The organism is Paenibacillus sp. GYB003 (assembly GCF_036577625.1).
In the GTDB taxonomy this organism is placed as follows: Bacteria; Bacillota; Bacilli; order Paenibacillales; family NBRC-103111; genus Paenibacillus_AB.
Window position 1 is genome coordinate 1 of record NZ_JARBDC010000089.1, and the last position, 18,266, is coordinate 18,266.

At 51.3% G+C, this 18,266-nt stretch carries 16 protein-coding genes; 10 read left to right on the plus strand and 6 right to left on the minus strand.

Annotated elements, in window-relative coordinates; translation table 11 throughout:
* Positions 1-536: 536 nt before the first annotated feature.
* Complete coding sequence (locus tag PV407_RS28750; protein ID WP_332093452.1) at positions 537-1,274, minus strand: HAD family hydrolase; 738 nt, start codon at positions 1,272-1,274, stop codon at positions 537-539.
* Between the two features lie 124 nt (positions 1,275-1,398).
* Here PV407_RS28750 and PV407_RS28755 point away from each other — a divergent pair, with 124 nt between their 5' ends.
* On the plus strand, positions 1,399-1,716 hold the full coding sequence (locus tag PV407_RS28755) for a hypothetical protein (protein WP_332093453.1): 318 nt from the start codon (positions 1,399-1,401) through the stop codon (positions 1,714-1,716).
* Positions 1,717-1,806: 90 nt separating this feature from the next.
* Here the strand turns inward: PV407_RS28755 and PV407_RS28760 are convergent, their stop codons facing one another.
* Complete coding sequence (locus PV407_RS28760) at positions 1,807-6,342, minus strand: glutamate synthase-related protein (RefSeq protein ID WP_332093454.1); 4,536 nt, start codon at positions 6,340-6,342, stop codon at positions 1,807-1,809.
* Between the two features lie 714 nt (positions 6,343-7,056).
* Positions 7,057-8,385, minus strand: a complete 1,329-nt coding sequence (locus PV407_RS28765) for a glutamate-1-semialdehyde 2,1-aminomutase (protein ID WP_332093455.1) — start codon at positions 8,383-8,385, stop codon at positions 7,057-7,059.
* 178 nt (positions 8,386-8,563) lie between these two features.
* Here PV407_RS28765 and PV407_RS28770 point away from each other — a divergent pair, with 178 nt between their 5' ends.
* The 4 genes from PV407_RS28770 (at position 8,564) to PV407_RS29715 (ending at position 11,747) form a co-directional block, all read left to right on the plus strand.
* Complete coding sequence (locus PV407_RS28770; RefSeq protein WP_332093456.1) at positions 8,564-9,535, plus strand: hypothetical protein; 972 nt, start codon at positions 8,564-8,566, stop codon at positions 9,533-9,535.
* Positions 9,535-9,942, plus strand: coding sequence for a hypothetical protein (locus tag PV407_RS28775; protein WP_332093457.1), 408 nt, complete (start codon positions 9,535-9,537; stop codon positions 9,940-9,942). Before PV407_RS28770 ends, PV407_RS28775 begins: the two co-directional genes overlap by 1 nt.
* A 442-nt stretch (positions 9,943-10,384) precedes the next feature.
* Complete coding sequence (locus tag PV407_RS28780; RefSeq protein WP_332093458.1) at positions 10,385-11,272, plus strand: tyrosine-type recombinase/integrase; 888 nt, start codon at positions 10,385-10,387, stop codon at positions 11,270-11,272.
* A gap of 67 nt (positions 11,273-11,339) precedes the next feature.
* Entirely contained in the window at positions 11,340-11,747 is a 408-nt protein-coding gene (locus PV407_RS29715) for a YncE family protein (protein ID WP_442951722.1), read from the plus strand.
* Positions 11,748-11,868: 121 nt separating this feature from the next.
* Here the strand turns inward: PV407_RS29715 and PV407_RS28785 are convergent, their stop codons facing one another.
* A complete protein-coding gene (locus PV407_RS28785; RefSeq protein ID WP_332093459.1) occupies positions 11,869-12,948 on the minus strand; it encodes a glycosyltransferase in 1,080 nt (359 codons plus the stop codon).
* 361 nt (positions 12,949-13,309) lie between these two features.
* Between PV407_RS28785 and PV407_RS28790 the strand changes: the two genes are divergently transcribed.
* The 4 genes from PV407_RS28790 (at position 13,310) to PV407_RS28805 (ending at position 15,632) form a co-directional block, all read left to right on the plus strand.
* Positions 13,310-13,651, plus strand: coding sequence for a YolD-like family protein (locus tag PV407_RS28790; RefSeq protein WP_332093460.1), 342 nt, complete (start codon positions 13,310-13,312; stop codon positions 13,649-13,651).
* A 309-nt stretch (positions 13,652-13,960) separates the two neighbouring features.
* The gene (locus tag PV407_RS28795; RefSeq protein WP_332093461.1) at positions 13,961-14,152 is read left to right on the plus strand and encodes a hypothetical protein; all 192 of its coding nucleotides are present in this window, start codon (positions 13,961-13,963) and stop codon (positions 14,150-14,152) included.
* 114 nt (positions 14,153-14,266) lie between these two features.
* Positions 14,267-14,479 carry a restriction endonuclease gene (locus PV407_RS28800; protein ID WP_332093462.1) on the plus strand — a complete coding sequence of 71 codons (213 nt, stop codon included), beginning with the start codon at positions 14,267-14,269 and terminating at the stop codon, positions 14,477-14,479.
* Between the two features lie 322 nt (positions 14,480-14,801).
* Positions 14,802-15,632, plus strand: coding sequence for a hypothetical protein (locus tag PV407_RS28805; RefSeq protein WP_332093463.1), 831 nt, complete (start codon positions 14,802-14,804; stop codon positions 15,630-15,632).
* Positions 15,633-15,692: 60 nt separating this feature from the next.
* Here the strand turns inward: PV407_RS28805 and PV407_RS28810 are convergent, their stop codons facing one another.
* Complete coding sequence (locus PV407_RS28810; protein WP_332093464.1) at positions 15,693-16,391, minus strand: hypothetical protein; 699 nt, start codon at positions 16,389-16,391, stop codon at positions 15,693-15,695.
* Complete coding sequence (locus PV407_RS28815; protein WP_332093465.1) at positions 16,378-16,923, minus strand: RNA polymerase sigma factor; 546 nt, start codon at positions 16,921-16,923, stop codon at positions 16,378-16,380. The genes PV407_RS28810 and PV407_RS28815 overlap by 14 nt, the downstream gene beginning before the upstream one ends.
* Positions 16,924-17,689: 766 nt before the next feature.
* On the opposite strand from PV407_RS28815, the gene PV407_RS28820 reads away from it, so the two are divergent.
* Complete coding sequence (locus tag PV407_RS28820) at positions 17,690-17,977, plus strand: YolD-like family protein (protein ID WP_332093466.1); 288 nt, start codon at positions 17,690-17,692, stop codon at positions 17,975-17,977.
* Positions 17,978-18,266 lie beyond the last annotated feature (289 nt).

Genomic DNA, 18,266 nt, shown 5'->3' on the forward strand with positions numbered 1-18,266 from the left:
GGGCTTCCTGCGCTACTTTGTTCCGTACTTCTTCGAATACCTTGTTCCGCTGCATCCTCTTCGCCTCCTAATTTAAGTGTACCTTATTTCCCTTGGTACTCTCCAATCTCATTAGGGGGCTTAAGGGTTAATAGCGAAAAACGATTCCGTATCGTTCACCCGTTCCGTTTTATCCGGTCTTGCAGGCGTCCGAGGAACGGGTCGCAAGACGCGCCAATCGAAGCCGAACACCTCAAGCCGGGCACCGCAAGCCGAACACCTCAAGCCGAGTACGGCAAGCCGATCACCGCGAGCCGAGCGTTGCAAGAGCCGAGCACTGCAAGCCGATCACCGCAAGTCGAGCACCGCAAACCGAGCATCGCAAGAGCTGAGCACTGCAAACCGCGCATCCGTAAGTCGAGCGCCGCAAACCGACCACCACGAGCCGAGCACTGCAAGCCGAGCACTGCAAGCCGGGCACCGCAAACCGAGCACCCGGCTCGGAGCCACTGCCTGCATGAAGCCGCATTCGGTCGCCGACAGACCGGTTCCGCCGATCAGGCCAAGCTGTACCGGCTGATGGCGGGCGGCACCTCGAGCAGCTTTTTCAGCTGCAAAAACGCCCGCTTCGGCTTCACGTCGATATCGACGACGTTGTACTGCCATTCCGTAATCGCCGGAATGTGAATGGCGTTAATCCCCGTCTCCAAAGCGGGGACGACGTCGGTGCGGATCGAGTTGCCGATCATCCACGTCTTGTCGCGATCGAAGCGCTGCTTCGTCAAAATCGACTCCAGCACGTCCGTCGTTTTATGCGCCGATATGAACAGACGGTCGCCGAAATAAGCGCCCAGTCCCATTCGCTTCACTTTGCTTTCCTGAATGGCCGCATCGCCGCCCGTATACAGAAACAGCTCGTGGCCTTGATCGCTCAGCGCGCCGAGCGTTTCCGCCATGTTCGGGTACGGCTCGAGGTTCGGAAACTCGTAGACGCTCTTGCCGAGCTCGATCAGCCGCTCCCGTTCCTCCGCGCTGGCGGCGCGGCCGGTCATCGCCGAGTAATGCTCGTACGTCTGAACGAGCGACTGGGGAAAATGGCCGGCGGCGAAGCCGAGCTTCTCTACGCCGACCGAGTCGAACTCGTACTGCTTCCGCTTCACTTCGTCCGTCTGCAGCCGGTAGCCGTGAAACCACGTCGTCATCAAATCGGCGAATTGATCGAGTACGGCGTCGAAATATTTATTGCAATGAATGAGCGTATCGTCCAGATCGAACAAAATCGTTTGTTTATTCATCGAAAGTCGCCTCCTTGCTGCTGCGATGAATCTTGCTGCGGGTACAACCTATTGTACCACGTTTTTCGGGGCATCCTATATAAGATTTCGTGAATACCCCGAACAGGAAGAAGGTGGATCGAACGTGAGCAAAGCAAAGCTGGCGGCGGCGGGCGCCATCCTGCTCGCCGGCCTGACGGCCGCGGGCTGCGGGCAAGCCGATTATCGGATGCAGCAGGAGCGCACGCCGACCGAAGATACGGAGGATACCCGCGGCATGCGGCGCGGCGAACATATGGAAGACCGCGTCAATACGAACATTCCGAAAGGCAGCTCCGTCCCCGAGGACACATCGGGCATAAGGCGAAACGACCGTTCCGGCGTAACGGATCCCGGATTGACGCCATCGCCGGAAGGAGATAACGTCGTCGAGCTGAAGGACTTCGGCAAGCCGGTCCGGTAACCGGTAGGCCGGTATGCTCCGCGAGCAAAACGAACCCCCTGGACGCATCCGAGGATGCATTCCAGGGGGTTCGACTTGCATGATCCGATCTTATTCGGTCGCGACCGATTGGTCCGCCTGCATGCCGACCGGGGAGATGCGAACGAAGTTCGCGTCCAGGTCGCCGAGCAGCGCTTCGACTTTCGCGGCGGCTTCCGTTTGGCCGGAAGCTTGCAGCTCCATGACGTAGACGCCGAGCAGCTCGGTCAAATCTTTGCGGCTTTGCGCGCCGAGCGGCTGGATGCTTACTTTCGCGCCTTTGGCGACGCGGCGCTCGATCGCTTTCACGTCGAAGCCCATCTCCGGCACGAGGCGCTGATAAATGACGCCGCCGGTCATCCCCGCGCAAATCCACGGGCCCGGATCGCCCATGACGACGGCGCGGCCGTTCGTCATATATTCGAAGGCGAAGCCTTTCAGGTTCGCGCGGCTGGCGATCGAGCCGAGCTCGTCTTGCAGCGGCTGCGTAATTTCGCCGCCGAAGATGACGTCGGCGCCGGACAGCCGGATGCAGGCGCGGGAGTCTGCGCCGCCCTGCACGATGAACGTGCCTTTTTGCGCGCCGTAGCAGAACGATTTGCCCACGGAGCCGTCGATGAAGACGCCGTGCTTGCCCGGCGATTTCAGGATGGCGACTTTGCCGCCGAGCGACATTTTGCCGACGCCGTCCTCGGCGCCGCCGTGTACCGTAATGTTGACGCCGCGCGCGTTGAAGGCGCCGAGACCGTTGCCCGGAACGGAGCCGTCCGTCAGGACGAGCGACGCTTCCGGAAGCTTGTCGTAGCTGCCGTCGAACCGGTCGCGGACGCGGTGGCTGGAGAAGCGGGTGCCGATAATGCGCGATTCGGCGTCGATTTTTTGCCATTTCCGTTCGACCGATTTGTTGTACGACAGCGAATCCGGATAAAACTCTTGGCCTTCGGCGCCGGCCGCGATGCGGATGTCCGACGACACGGCCGCGGCCGCTTCCGCTTCGGCCGCCTGCAGGAACGACAGCGGAGCCGGACGGAGCAGGTCGGACAAGTCGATGCGCTCGAGATGCGCCGTTTGCTTCAGCAAGTCGGAACGGCCGACCAGGTCCTGCGCGTTTTTGAAGCCGAACTGCGCCACGATTTCGCGGATTTCGTCGCCCATCGCGCCGAACAAGCGGACAAGAGCGTCGACCGACAGATCGAACTGGCGCGGCACGAACCGGCGCAAGCCTTTCTCCTCGGCTTCCTCCATCGTATCGATCTGCGTGGCGATCCCGACATGGCACGTGTCGAGGTGACAGCCGCGGCAGGTCGTGCAGCCGATCGCCTGCATCGCGAGGCTTCCGAAGCCGACGCGGTTTGCGCCGAGCAGGAACATTTTCACGACGTCGGCGCCCGATTTCATGCCGCCGTCCGACCACAGCTCGACTTTATGGCGAAGTCCCGCCTCGATCAAGGCGACGTGGGCGAGCTTCGTGCCGATTTCGGTCGGCAGGCCGACGTGGGTGAGCGAGTGGACGCGGGCCGCGCCCGTGCCGCCGTCGAACCCGGACAGCGTAATGACGTCGGCTCCCGCCTTCGCAACGCCTACGGCGATCGTCCCGATGCCCGGCACGACCGGAACTTTGACGATAATTTGCGCTTTGCGGCCGCTCGCTTCCTTCAGCTCGGAAATGAGCTGGGCCAAATCCTCGATCGAGTAAATGTCGTGGTTGTTCGACGGCGAGATCAGGTCGGACCCGATCGTCGCGTTACGGGCCGCGGCGATTTTCGCCGTTACTTTCGAGCCCGGCAGGTGACCGCCTTCGCCCGGCTTCGCGCCTTGGCCGATCTTGATTTCGAGGAACGCCACGGCGTTCGCCAGCTCGACGTTGACGCCGAAACGGCCGGAGGCGACTTGCGCGCCGCGGGTCCGCTTGTAGCGGCCGAGCATGTCTTTGATTTCGCCGCCTTCGCCGTTCATCGTCACCATGTTCAGCCGCTCGCCGGCTTCCGCATAGGCGCGGAACGCCGTTTCGTTCTGCGAGCCGAACGACATGGAGGAGATGAGCATCGGCAAACTGTGCTTGCCGACGGAAATGTCGACTTCGGACGGATCGATCGGCTTCCGTTCCGATTTGGCGAAGTCGAATTCGGCCACGTGACGGATCGAGATCGGATTTTTCTTCTCTTCCTCGCGCAGCTTGTCGCGGTATTCGCCGTACGGCGCTTCGCCGGATGCGGCGTCGCCGAGCGCCTTCCACATGCGCTGGAAGAAACGGAAGTTTTTCGCCGCTTTCGCCTTCGGATTTTGGAAGTCCGCGTAGCGGGCTTCGGCGTCCTTTTCCAGCTCCGCATAGCCGGTGCCGGCGCTGTCGCTGCCGAGGTAATTGACGATGTCGAGCACTTCGGCCAGCTCCGGCTTCAGACCGATCGCCGAGAAGAAGCGGGTATAGCCGCGCAGCTCGTGCGTGCCGATCGTGGAGATGACTTTCTCCAGCCCTTTTTGCAGCGTCAGCAGCACTTTGCGGGCGGATGCGGCGCCGTCTTTGGCCGCTGCCGTTTCGAACAAAATATACGGCGAGACGATTTCCGCGCCGAGACCGCAAGCGAGCGCGATATCGTGCAGGTTGCGGATCGATGCCGAACGGACGGCGATCGAAGCGTGACGGCGCAAGTTGTCGCCGAAGCCGAGCTTCACGGCGCGCAGCGCGACGTCGATTTTCGAAATCGCCAGGTGCGGATCCATCCACAGGTTGTCGTCGCGATGAGCGTTCGCGTCGTCCAGCAGCACGAGCACGGCTCCGCCTCGAACGGCCGCGACCGCATCCTCGGCCAGCTTGTCGAGCGCCGCCTTCAGCGACGTTCCGCGTTTGAACGTAATCGGCAGCGTGACGACCGCGTTGTCGCCCTGCTTGCGGCATTCCGCGATAATTTGCTCCAGCGACATATGGCCGATTTCTTCCGACGAGCCGATGCCGTTTTCGCCTTCGAGCACCATCGGCGCCATAATTTCGAAGCGGGTTTCGTTCCCCGGCTGTCCGTAAATGGGAGGACGATGGCCGATGACGACGCGCGTGGAGAAGTGCTCCTGCTCGCGGTCGCGGTCGATCGCCGGGTTCGTGACGACGGCCACGCTCTCCTTGATGAAGTCGGGAATGTTTTGGCGTTCCCAATGGATCGCGGCGTGCGGCGAGTCGTGACCGAGCGAGCGGATCGGCTCCGCGCCCGTTTGCGCCATCGATTCGATCATTTGGATGCCGTCGCGGTCCCAGCCGAACGCGCTGTACACGTTGTCGGTCGCCGCCACTTTGGCGAACGTTTGCGGCACGGCGTCCGTTTGGCCGAACGACAAATGTTTGCCCATGCCGTCCAGGTTCAGCCGTTTTTTCGTCCGTTCGAGCACTTTCGCCTGAAGCTCCACGTACGGAACGACGCGGACCGGCTGGCCGGCGGTCAGCTCGACGCCGATTTTTTCGCCCGGGGCGATCGGCTTCGGCTCGGCCACCATTTCGTCGACCGTAATGACGCCCTGCTCCGACGAGAAGTACAGCGACGTTTCGCTCTCGACCATCCATACGGGACGAAGACCGAGCGCATCGACGCTGAAAATGCATTCGTCGCCGTAACGGGAAACGATACCGGCCGGACCTTGGGCATAGTGGCCCCAAATTTGGCGATAATACATATACAAGTCCTGCAGCTCCGGACGGAACAGCTTGATTTCGTTATGAATCGGCGGAAACACGAGCTCCATCGCTTCGAACAGGCTCATGCCGGAACGATGGATGAACGTTTCGATGACGCGGTTCATGTCCTGCGAATCGCTGCCGCCGTCCACGAGCGGAACGCCGACCATTTCGGCTTCGTAGCGCATTTTTTTGACCGTGTTGATTTCGCCGTTATGGCCGAGCAGCGAGAATGGCTGCACCCGAAAAAAGTTCGACAGCGTGTTCGTCGAATACCGGTTGTGACCGATCGTCACTTGCGCCGCGAACAGCGGATCTTGCGTATCTTTGAAATATTTCGGCAAAATGCTGGCCGCGCCGAGCACTTTGTACGAGGCCGTATAGTTGCTGAGCGAAGCGACATGAACGTTGAAACGGGCTTCGATCGCCACGTGCAGCTCGAACAGATGGTCGGCGACGACGACGCCTTCCCGCTCGCACAGCGCCGCCACTTGCCAGAAGCACGGCTCGTCGAGACGTCCGTTTTTGCCCAGCACGCTGCTGTCCGTTTGCGCCTCCTGCTCGATCAGGATGCGGATGCCGCGTTCCGCGAACATCGCGCGGATCGTCTTCTGAATGTCGGAGACCGATTGGTCCAGCTTGCGCGGAATGAAAATGTGCGCGATCGAGAACCGCGGATCGTGGGCGAGATCGCCGGACAGTCCGGCGTCCGTCAGCCGTTGGGCCCACAGGGCGCGCGGAATGTCGGTCAGGATGCCGCAGCCGTCGCCTTCGCCGTCGATGAAGCCGGAGCGGTGCTCCATTTTCACGAGCGCTTCGATCGTTTTTTGAATATTGTCGCGGGACGGTTTGCCGTCTTTTTCGATAATGCAAATAATGCCGCAGCTGTCGTGCTCGGTCCGTAACAGGTCTTGGAATCGACCTTCGTTGATCATCGCTTGGTTCATATGTGATTTCAGCCGGTACAAGCCTGCCGCCGCCCGGCCTACTGACCTCCTTGTCGAAATGAAAGACGCTCGCCGGAAATGGCGAAATAAAAGCAGGTTCTGCTTTGAAAAAGGGATACACCTATTTTCACATGTTTCGATCGCGATCGCATCGGATAAATAGTTCCAGCCTGACAAAGGACGGTTATCGGGCAAAATGAAAAGGGTTTCAGGGAAAATGGATACGGTTTTCGGGCATAGGGGCAGTGGGTTTGGTTTAAGGGTTAGGTTTAATGGGTCAGGTTAAGGGTTTTGGTTTAAAGGGTTTTGGTTTAAGGGTTTTGGTTTAAGGGTTTAGGTTTAATGGGTTTTGGTTTAAGGGTTTAGGTTTAATGGGTTTAGGTTTAATGGGTTTAAGTTTAATGGGTTTGGTTTAAGGGTTTTGGTTTAATAGGTTTAGGTTTAATAGGTTTAAGTAAAAAGGTTTTCCTGAGATCCACAATCGGTAATCGTTCGGCACGCTATCGATGTGTTTTGAAGTATACATAATACTATAACATGCATGATCCGATCATTCAACAAGCTACATGAAAATTAATGAAAAGTATATATTCTTAGAGCGATAAGCTTTGTTTATCGTTTCGGGACGTTTTGCTCGAAAAAAATACACGAACAAAGAAGGTGACGGGCCCATTCAATGTTCGTGTATTCGGTCATTTCGCGGCCGTGGTCGGATTACCTCCGCATGTTCGCGAAAGCTTGCTCCGCCGCGGCGATCGTTTCGTCCACATCGGCATCCGTATGGGCGATCGTCAAAAACCAGGCTTCATACTTCGAAGGAGCGAGGCAAATGCCTTGATCGAGCATAAGCCTGAAAAATTGCGCGAACAGATCGCCGTCGGCTTTTTGCGCGTCGTCGTAATTGCGGATCGGATGGTCGCAAAAATGGGTCGAAAACGCGCCGCCGATCCGGTTGACCGTAAGCGGTACGCCGTATCGGCGCGCGCCCGTTTTCAAGCCTTCGGCCAGGCGGGCGGCCAAAGCTTCCAGCTTCTCGTAGACGCCCGGCTCGCGGAGCGTTTCGAGGCAGGCGATGCCGGCGCGGATCGAGGCCGGGTTGCCCGCCATCGTGCCGGCTTGATACGCCGGACCGAGCGGGGCGACGCGCTCCATAATGTCGCGACGGCCGCCGTAGGCGCCGATCGGCAGGCCGCCGCCGATAATTTTGCCGAGCGCGGTCAAATCCGGCTCGATGGCCGCGTAGTCCGGGAAGCCGGCGCCCGCATACGTTTGCACGGCGCCGTAATGGAAACGGAAGGCGCAAATGACTTCGTCATAGATGACGAGCGCGCCGTGAGCGCGCGCCAGGCGGCACAGCCCTTCCAGAAAGCTGGGCTCGGGCATGACCATGCCGAAGTTGCCGACGATCGGCTCGACCATGACGGCGGCCGTTTCGCTCCCCCAGCGGTCCAGCGCCGCTTCCAGCGCGGCCAGATCGTTGTACGGAACCGTAATGACTTCATGAGCGATGCTGACCGGAATGCCGGCGCTGTCGGGAATGCCCAGCGTCGAAGGGCCGGAGCCGGCGGCCACGAGCACCAAATCGGAATGGCCGTGGTAGCAGCCGGCGAATTTGATGATTTTGTCGCGCCCGGTATAGGCGCGGGCTACGCGAATCGTGGACATGACGGCTTCGGTGCCGGAATTGACGAAACGGACTTTGTCCAGCGAAGGAATCGCTTCCTTCAGCATGCGGGCGAACGTATTTTCATGCTCCGTCGGCGTGCCGTACAGCGTTCCGTCCGCAGCCGCCCGGCAAATCGCTTCCGTAACCCGCGGATGGGCGTGCCCGAGAATGATCGGGCCGTAAGCGGCCAAATAGTCGATATAGCGGTTGCCGTCGACGTCCCAGAAGTAGGCGCCTTCGCCGCGCTTCATAAAGACGGGCGCGCCGCCGCCGACCGCTTTGAACGAACGGGACGGACTGTTGACGCCTCCGACGATATGCCGCAGCGCTTCGTCGTACAACTGCTCCGACCGCTGCCGGTTTTGGTTTGCGTTCATTGCTATTCATCTCCCGAAAATGTACAAGCGGCTTTCGGCCGAACGAATGCCGCGTTGATTTGATTTGGACAGCAGGCGGACCGATTGTTGCCGTCCTTAATTGTACACGGAGTCAATGAAATTTTCATCCTTCGGCCGCGGCGACGACGGCGGGATCGAAACAAATTAGGTGGGGGGCATGCAACTTTTAGAGACCGGTTTTCCGCATATCGATCGATTATCTTGGATCGCGGAGGAGAAGGGCTACTCCTGGATGATGCACGAGTGGCTTACCGATGCCATCTATGCTATCGGACATCGATGGGCTGGCGGCGACTGGTTTCATTTTGTGCTTGCTTTTGCAGTTTTTGCATTTATATTAGGGGCAATCGCGTCTCATTTACAGCGATACTACAAAACTGTAATTGCATATTCCATAACGGTCTTCGCCTTTGTCTTGATTTTTAGTCATCAGGAGTCTGGTTTGAGCTTTATTACCTCCCGGTCGCAGATCATAAGCTTTCTTTTCTTCGTCTTGCTTCTGATTCGTGTGAAATCCATTCGGGAACGAGGAATTTTGAGGAGCGATTACGCTTTTATTTTCTCGATAATGCTATTGTGGGTTAATTTGCACGGGGGGTCATCGTTAATCGGGGTTGTCATTATGGGAGTCCTATTCGTCTCTTGTGGAATAGATTGGCTTCGAAAAGTTAAAGGCTCCGAGCATATGTTGTCCGCGGTTGCTCTACTCGTACTAACGGTTATTACCGAGCTCATTAATCCTTACGGAATTGGACAAATTGAACTGGCGTATCATATCCTTTTTGATCCTATCTCTAAATACATTTCCGAATGGAAGCCGCCAGTCTTCACGTCGTGGTATCTGATTGCGCTTCTGGTTTTACCCTTTGTACTGCTCCTCTTTAACGCTGTAAAAAATAAACAACTGAAAATTGACATCTTCAACTTGCTATTTGTTTTTTTCATGTTGTATGAGTTTTTAGGGTCGGTTCGGCATACGGCTATGTTCGGTTTGTCCGTATTTATTTTATTTGCAGAGTTGTTCAAACCGATCGAGCAATGGCTAAAGCGAGTTTTCGATTTGTTGAATAAAAGTAACTTAATTAATAAGTCCCTTTTGATATGGACGATCCGAGGCTTGCGATCGTAATGGTTGCTACAAGCTTTAACGGGACGCTTCGTTTGAAGGAGCAGGCTTGGAACGATAAATATCCTGTTCAGGCGTTACAGTGGATCAAAGAACATTCGGAGAATAAACGAATTTTTAATAATTACAATTGGGGCGGTTTTCTTTTATATCATGACATTCCTGCTTTTATTGACGGACGAACAGATATTTATATGTTGACCACCTATAACCGTTCAACCATATTTCGCGATTATTTAGATGCCCATTCGAATCTCGATGCCATGAATCGGGTTATCGATGGGTATCGAATCGATCGATTTTTGTTGGCGAAAGAGAATCAAGGATCAATGATCGGGTTTCTGATGCAAAATTCACAGTTTGTTAAAACGTATGAGGATCAGATTGCTGTTATTTTTGATCGGAAGTAATGACGTATTACGCATGTAATACGAATCTGAAAGGTGGGATCGGAGTACGAAATGAAACGCGACATCATTGAAAGGATGAGAAATAGGAATTCCGTGCAGGGTGAGCGACTATATTTGTACTCTTTTACCCACTTCCTCACGTTACTGAACGTACCGATCGCGGTACGAGTCAATGTTGATCCGGTAGCAATGGAACTGCTTGTGTTCTATCTCCGGCAAGAGTATGAAAGCTCCTGCAAGACGTACTGGCTACACTGTTAGTCGAGCTCTACGGAGCAGAGATTATCGACATCGCTTTGCCGGACGACGAAGTATACTATATCGATATTTTCGCAAATTTAGAGTTTTGGAACTGCGAGCAGGAAGACATTATATCCCTGACTTGTTTCGCCTCCAATTTGATCCGGACGAAAATTATGAATCTGCTGAGAGGTGGACAATGATGACCTTATCCTTCCAGACGTTTTTACAGCAACAAGAGCTTGACCGGAAAACGATTGTCGCCTACACCCAAGCTGTTTCGGACTTTTTTTTCTGGTTCGAAGACACGAATGGGGTCGAGCCTGTCATCGAACAATTGGATGCCTCGCATTTCAACGACTACCGTGAGTATTTGAGGGAGAAAAGGCGGAAGCCTCGGACCATAAATAAGCACTTGGCCGGCATTCGGAAATGGTTAGAGCATTTACAAAGAGAGGGGCGTTGGCCGCATCCGATCCAAATTCGTGATGTTAAAGTTCAGCTCAAACAAACGGCTCCAAAATGGCGTAAGCTCTCCGAGATCGGTGCGATTTGTAACGGAATTGAAAAGGAACCAAATGACTTTTTACGCGCCCGAGATCGATGCATGCTGTATTTCGAGTTGTTCCTTGGACTCCGGGATGAGGAGACGAGACTTCTGGAAATGGAAGACGTGATACTGACTCCGAAGAAAGAAAAAGTCATCATCCGGAACGCGAAGCGCGATATTGAAGCAGAGCTGCCGATCGCCAGTAGAAAATTAAAACGGGCGATCAAAGATTGGATTGAGGAACGTACCGGCAGCAAATTCGCCGATTCTAAGTATCTTTTTGTCAGTTTCCGTTCGAAATCGGTTAGCCGGTCAGCCGTTGACCGAATGTTAGCGCGTGTTCGAAAGGCTTCTTCTGTCGACTTCACGAACCATGAATTACGACACAGCTTTGTCTATCACTTTAATGAAATAACGAATAAGATCCGACTTACCCAGGATGTGGCTCGACATGCAGCGATACAGACTACAACAATCTATACCAATCCGAGCGAAGACGATCGGACATACAATTTAGCCAAATTGGACGATATTTTTTAGACGATTTCGCCTGGCTGAAATAGGCGGCAAGCATGGGCGCTTCCTGCAGCGTCGTATCGCCGAAGGAGTGGCTGTCACGCCGGACGGGACTCGAGTTTATGTAGCGGTTGGAGGCGATCACCTGGTATCGGTCATTGACACCGGTTCTAATTTAGTGGTCCACACCATCCCGGTTGGAAGTCAGCCGACAGATGTAGCGATCACGCCGAATGGAACTCATGCCTATGTAGTTAATGGGGCCAGCGAGAATGTGTCCGTCATCAACATCGCCTCCAATACAGTGACTGCTACCATAGACGTTAGTGCTTCCTCTTTTCCTCAAAATATTGCGATTACGCCGGACGGCTCCCGTGCCTATGTTACCAGCTTTAGCAGTTTCGTGTCTGTCATTAATACCGGCACGAATTTGGTAACTGGAACCATTGAAGTCGGACCGCAGACGACAGGGATAGCTATCGGAACCATCCCCGTATGATCCAACGGATCGAAACAAAGCAAGCTGGCTTCCTAAGCCAGCTTGCTTTGTTGATTGTTTCGCCTAAGGTCGATGGCTGCTTGTTTTCTGTGTTTCACTCGTTTTTTTCACTTTATCTTCTCTATTTATGCTTATGCAGCAGATCCTCCAGTACCAGGATGTTGTTAAGAATGTCCTTGTCGTCGGGCATGTATGTGAGCGCGATTTTATTATGGCGGTACGATTCTTCATATTCTCCGATTTGATAATAGCAAAGTCCCAGTTGAATGTGAGGCAGTATGCTCCGGCTAGTGTTGTTGACGATAGCCCACGAATTCTTCTCCAAGGGGAAATCAATGGCAAGTTTATACCAAAAAATCGCCTGCCGGTAGGCGTTTTTCTTTAAAAAATAAAATCCGAGCCGACAACAGCATTCCGGACGCGGTATGTCGAACAGAAATGTTTGGAAAGTCGAGGATAGTTCCTTTTCGGTATCCCCAAGCATGTGATAGCAGTCGGCCAATTGCTGATATGCATATATTTTATTTTCAGCTGTATTATTCGGATCGTTTACAAATTTTAAGTAGTATTCGGCGGCTTCTTCATATCGCTTGCGTTGGTGTAGTTCGCGGGCATAATGGAATTGATCCTGCGGCGTAAACGGCTTGCCTTGGCGCAAAAGTTTCTCGTAAATATTCAAGTTTCGATCGGTTACTTGCCTCTCTTTCCTATGAGTCACCACGATGTCGCTATCCAAAGCATTCCCCGTAACTGCCAACATTTCATGCACGGCCCCTCGCCATTGGTAATGCTTCGACCGTTTGACCAACCGAAATCTTCGGCTGCTTGTGATGACATTTCCGTATTGATCGAAAGCGATATGATAATCCATGGAAACTGCGTCCAGGACGGGATCCAACGTTTGCTTCAATCGCTGCATCTTCAACTGATCATCGGGCAACAGGGTATCGTCCGCGTCAAGCCAGAAAATGTAGTCCTTCGTCGCTTTACTAAAGGAGAAATTGCGTACTTGCGAAAAATCGTCGACCCATTCGAAATGGAAAACGTGCGGTGTGTACCGACTGGCGATTTCTACGGTCCGGTCGGTTGAACCTGTATCCACAATTATAATTTCATCCACAAGATCTCCGACGGACTCTAGACAGCGTTCCAAGGTCTCTTCCTCATTTTTCACGATCATACATAGACTGATTGAAATCATTATTATTCCGCCTTCGGCCTTAATTTTATTTATTGTATGCCTCATAAAGCTCTTTGTTAAAAATGTTACCCCAGGTACGGCGGGACAAGTAAAAAACGATCCATGCCTAACATGAAGTGCTTTGCTTTCGTTGGACTTGTCGTCTCGCGATCGCTCGTTAGTTCGTCTTTTTTATTCGTTGCATCTAACATTCGCCTTCTTGTATATAATGCGCAGTTGCGATAATAATAAGAACATGTGTTCTCGTCCATTGTATAAGGGGAGGTTGGGATACCCATGCATCGTACATTGCATGCCGGACATCGCATCAAATTCTGGAATGTAATGATGATCATGCCTGTCGGAAGGGAGAAGTAAACGTATGAGCAAAGCATCGATCAAACTGACCGGAAATGGCATTTTTGAGTCTTCGCGCATGATGCTCCCCGAGCACCGGCAGCAGTTTGTTACTCGATCGGGTTTATGGCAAAAAGGCTCCCGGACGCGGCCGGTCCTCGACGATCAGGAAATGGAGGAGTTTGCCCAAAAAATTTCGGAATCTCAACATAGCGGGAAAGAGATCACGCTTCGGGTTTGGGGCCAGGAAGAAGTTCTTACGGGCATCGTGATGCGGATTGATGCGCCTCTTGGTCGTCTCGTTCTTGCTCACTCAACGGGTAGAATGGTGATCCGGATTCACGATATTATCGAGGTTCGTTCTTAATGCGGGGCTCAGCAGGGACCAGGCGTCTCGGCGGTTCAATCGGTTTGAAATTCTCGTTGCATCATGGTATGCTAGGGGTAACTTATCACCGAAATGATTACGAGACGGAAGCACCGTCGGAATAGTCCCATATCAAGGGATTGTTCGGCCGTGCTTACCGTCTCTTTTTGTTTTGGTACATCCTAACCCGGGGGGCGGCGTTATGGAGATCACCATTTTGAATCAGGGCAAAGTCGAGGTATTTCACTTTCATGAACGCGTAAAGGCGAAAGAACATTTTTTGCAGCTGTTGCGACAAGGAGAAGCCTGTTGTATCGAGTTCGCCGACCTGTCACGATCGGAGCCGCGTTCGGCCCAAGCCAGGAAGGGCAAGATGCACTTGGTTTTGATCCCGCTGAAGTACCAGATGCTGCATATCCAAAACAAGCAATTCAATTGCTTGAATTTGCACAAGGGATTTCAAAAACTATTACTAATCCTGAATTGCAATTATTCCGCTAATGGACACGTAAGTTCAATCTCCAACTAAGACTAAGCTGCCGACATTGATCGGCAGCTTAGCCCCGTTTTAGCCATTGACGTAAACAACCCGGCAGACAATTACCATTTAAATCCATGCATTTGCGGGTGGTGTCAGCTACGCTGGTATTACCCCTACAAGCGAAACGGTATGGGAAGAACGTGGGGATCAGCGCTGTTCAGGAAGCCCAAGCGTCTATTGCCCACTATGGTGCTTCGGAGGCTTGGGTCGTTACGAATAGCCATTTCACTGATGCAGCGATTGCATTGGCCAAGTCGACTGTTACATTGATTAATCGAAACCAATGAATGATCACTCCCTTCGTTTGCATTCTTTCCTTTGTTTGTTTTATCTTACCATATTTCGACAATAGAAAAAAATCTCATGAATAGGCTTAAAGGAAAGGGAGATCAAGAGAAGGGAGGTCCATAGGTTCCTAGATTGAACTATTTTTTTGATATTTTGGAACTATTTAAAACTTAAGTATAAATGTTATTCTGAAAAGGAATAATTTGGAATAATTGTGTATTTTATTATTTTTGTTGGTTATAGTGTTAATAAATAGGAGGTGAAATCTAGCTATTCTGGTCTATTAATCATTTGTGAAAAAAAACATGAGGAGCGATGGTTATGAAAAGAAAGATAATGAGTTCGATTGTTGCTACTGTTATGTCCTGCTGTTTTGTACTTACTGGACTAACAAATACAACAAAAGCATCCGGACAATCTGAAACCGAAAAAGCTTTAGTAGAGCAGACGGTTCATAATTACTATAAAAGCATAGAAATTAAGGACAGCGCTCTATTCTTAGCATCTATCGCTGGCTCCGAGGGCGCAGCTTACCAAGCAAAAGCCAAAAATCTAGAAGGTACGAAAACAAACTATGACATTGTGGACATAAAAAAAATACAAAATTCGAAGTATGAAGTATCCATTGCAAAGCTCAGTTCTCCAGATGGAAAGGAACTTCCAGTCATCCCTTATGATGTTGTACTTGTTGATGATCAATGGAAGTTAGATCGATCAACAGTAAGGATTATCCCAAAAGAAGAGCTCAAAAAGATTACTGATTCAGGTCACAAAATATTATCTGACTCAGTTTTTTTCAAAACCGTTGTCAGCGAAAATGACAATTTTTACATCACAAAAGAGTCACAGAATTCTGGTGGGATCTCAATATTTGATTGGAGAACGTATTTATTCGGCGAGCAGTCGGCAGATATATACTCGCCTGGCGTTCTTGGGGTAACGTCTATGCCTGGACCTAACCCGAGCCCAGGATCAAGCGATAGTTTTGTTGTTGCTAGATGTACAAATGCACTTACTGGTTATACAATTTATTCCGAGGCCTTGAGTGCCTCGGAGGAAGATTCCTATAATTTCTTGGTCGATGGTTATCACAATATCAATGTCTATAATTTCAATTACGAACAGACGGGAAAATATAACGTAGTTTGGTAAATTGAGCACAATGCAGTTCCCCAGAAGCAGGAATCACTTCTGGGAGAACTGCTTTTTCTTTTAATGCATTGGAGGCCAAGCAACTTTCCAAATGTCTTTCTCGTTCTTAATCAAATGAAAGCTCATTTCACTCGATAAATCGGGAAAAACCATTCGAATTGTAGCTTGAGTTCCATTCATTTCTTCCTCTAGTCGATAACTTTTTTTCCAGGCTGCCCATTGATTCTTTGATCGTTCCATCAACCCTGGGTCTTTTCTTACCTCCGAAAGATAGGCTTCACGGGAGGGGACTCCATATTGGTTTCCTTGGATAAATAATGCATACAACGTTTCGTAATCACCATTTACTGAGGCAAATATATACATTTTAAAAATATCTAATGGCTCCATTCCCATAAGTATCTCATCCGTTTTGGATTCGGAAAATGCTCGATAGGCATCAAAAAGGTCACGTGACATGAGCCATTTCTTGTCCATAGCAATTAAATTTCCTTTACTGTCAAACACCTTTTCGTAATCTGAAGGGGAATGGGTTGAGTCTTTTCCTTGATCCCACGTCCATAGGTCCCCTACAGTCACTAGGGCAAGTACAAGACAGAAAGCAAGAGGAATCCAAATAAGACTCTTTTTAACTCTTGAGGTGTTGGTACTGTTTACTCTCCTTTCAATATCGCTTATTATCTCCAGCGTTGGCTTAGGAACACTAACTAACGGTCCATTTTTTAAATCGTTGTACCATTGCGGTTTATTCTCGGACATATACGCCCTCCTCCTTTAATTTTTTTGTCAATATCTTTCGTGCACGGTGAATACGTGACTTCACCGTCCCCTTCGAAACACCCAAGAACGTTGAGATTTCTTCAATCGACATTTCGAATTGTGCATCGAGCACAATAACTTCTCGATAATGTCTCGGAAGATCCATAACAGCTGCCCAAACTTCATTTATGAGGTTCTTCTCGAAGAACTCCTTCTCTGCCGAGGCCCCGTTTGCGTTTAAGTGCACGATTGGGAATAAGATTACCTTGCGAAAAAAGGCAGATCTTAGATACGAATATGCTGTGTTACGTGTGATGGCTAGAAGCCATGATTTGACGGACCCCTCACCTCTATAAGAACCGATCGATTTGAAGGCTTTCACGAAAACATCCTGAGTAATATCGCTTGAGTGGTTCTGATCCTTCGTAATTAGAAATGCGTAGTTCCATACATCATTCCAATATTTCTTTGTAATATCACTAATCATGGAGTGATCAATCTTGGTGATATGCCTCAAATAGTCGTCATTCATTTCTTCACCTCTTTATTAAAAAGACCAAGCAAGATCCAAGAAGGTTCCCAGAAAAGAAAAAAATATTGACATGAGAATAACCGGAAAGTTATACATTCTGTATGAGGCCCGTTTGTTGATTTCCAAAAATATTGCTCGGACGGCAGATGTCGGTTTTCCCGAAAAAAAGATAAACCTTCCGGCTAGAATTGGCGTCCATATCGGTAACATAACCGATATGGAGTGACCATGCTATGAGGGGTAGTACCAGCGTCACTGTCACCAAGTTCAAACGTATGGGTAAAATTGGGAATTTATTGATAACCTCATTATACTCGTTTTGTGCTTCGGTGATTGCGAGCTTTGACAAGCAACGCTTCAAAAACAGCCCTCATCCACCCCCCGCCAAGCTAGATGCCTTGATTGAGAGCATAGCGCTACTCGATGGCGTCTCGAAAAGGTGACATTTCCAGTTCCAGGGGTTAAATCAACATGGCTCACACTAACTGTATTGAAGTTATTAATGCCGGTCCCATGCTGAATAATGCCCTTGAGGTTGGCCTTCTTATTTCACAGGACTTTTGTGCAGGGAGCGATCAGGCATGTCGTCGAGGTCATGCATTTCAGTGGTTACCCCTCCTGGCTGATTGCTTTTTTCTTGAATGAAATGAAATCGCCGGAGTATAATAGGAACGGGTGTTCTGTTTCTATCCGGAAGGGGTGACATGAAAGTATTAGCAAAGCATCGATCAAACTGTCCGGGAATGGCATTTTTGAGTCTTCGCGCATGATGCTCCCCGAGCACCGGCAGCAGTTTGTTGCTCGATCGGGTTTATGGCAAAAGGGCTCCCGGACGCGGCCGGTCCTCGACGATCAGGAAATGGAAGGGTTTACCCGAAAAATATCGGAATCCTATCATCACGGAACGCAGATCGCGCTTCGGGTTTGGGACCAGGAAGAAGTTCTTACGGGCATCGTGATGCGGATTGATGCGCTTCTCGGTCGCCTCGTTCTTGCTCACTCAACGGGTAGAATGGTGATCCGTATTCACGATATTATCGAGGTCCGTTCTTAATGCGGGGCTCGGCAGGGACCAGGAGTCTCGGCGGTTCAATCGGTTTGAAATTCTCGTTGCATCATGGTATGCTAGGGGTAACTTACACCGAAACGATTACGAGACGGAAGCATCGTCGGAATAGTCCCATATCAAGGGATTGTTCGGCTGTGCTTACCGTCTCTTTTTGTTTTGGTACATCCTAACCCGGGGGGGGGGCGTCGTTATGGAGATCACCATTTTGAATCAGCGCAAAGTCGAGGTAATAACTTTCATGAATATATAGCAATCTCCAAAAGTCTCTTATTCG

Coding starts and splice junctions, on each gene's coding strand:
- PV407_RS28805 (WP_332093463.1), top strand. CDS start 14,802: ATGAAAAGAAAGATAATGAGTTCGATTGTTGCTACTGTTATGTCCTGC.
- PV407_RS28790 (WP_332093460.1), top strand. CDS start 13,310: ATGAGCAAAGCATCGATCAAACTGACCGGAAATGGCATTTTTGAGTCT.
- PV407_RS28775 (WP_332093457.1), top strand. CDS start 9,535: ATGGTTGCTACAAGCTTTAACGGGACGCTTCGTTTGAAGGAGCAGGCT.
- PV407_RS28750 (WP_332093452.1), bottom strand. CDS start 1,274: ATGAATAAACAAACGATTTTGTTCGATCTGGACGATACGCTCATTCAT.
- PV407_RS28800 (WP_332093462.1), top strand. CDS start 14,267: ATGCATTTGCGGGTGGTGTCAGCTACGCTGGTATTACCCCTACAAGCG.
- PV407_RS28820 (WP_332093466.1), top strand. CDS start 17,690: ATGATGCTCCCCGAGCACCGGCAGCAGTTTGTTGCTCGATCGGGTTTA.
- PV407_RS28785 (WP_332093459.1), bottom strand. CDS start 12,948: ATGATTTCAATCAGTCTATGTATGATCGTGAAAAATGAGGAAGAGACC.
- PV407_RS28765 (WP_332093455.1), bottom strand. CDS start 8,385: ATGAACGCAAACCAAAACCGGCAGCGGTCGGAGCAGTTGTACGACGAA.
- PV407_RS28770 (WP_332093456.1), top strand. CDS start 8,564: ATGCAACTTTTAGAGACCGGTTTTCCGCATATCGATCGATTATCTTGG.
- PV407_RS28760 (WP_332093454.1), bottom strand. CDS start 6,342: ATGAACCAAGCGATGATCAACGAAGGTCGATTCCAAGACCTGTTACGG.
- PV407_RS28810 (WP_332093464.1), bottom strand. CDS start 16,391: ATGTCCGAGAATAAACCGCAATGGTACAACGATTTAAAAAATGGACCG.
- PV407_RS28815 (WP_332093465.1), bottom strand. CDS start 16,923: ATGAATGACGACTATTTGAGGCATATCACCAAGATTGATCACTCCATG.
- PV407_RS28780 (WP_332093458.1), top strand. CDS start 10,385: ATGACCTTATCCTTCCAGACGTTTTTACAGCAACAAGAGCTTGACCGG.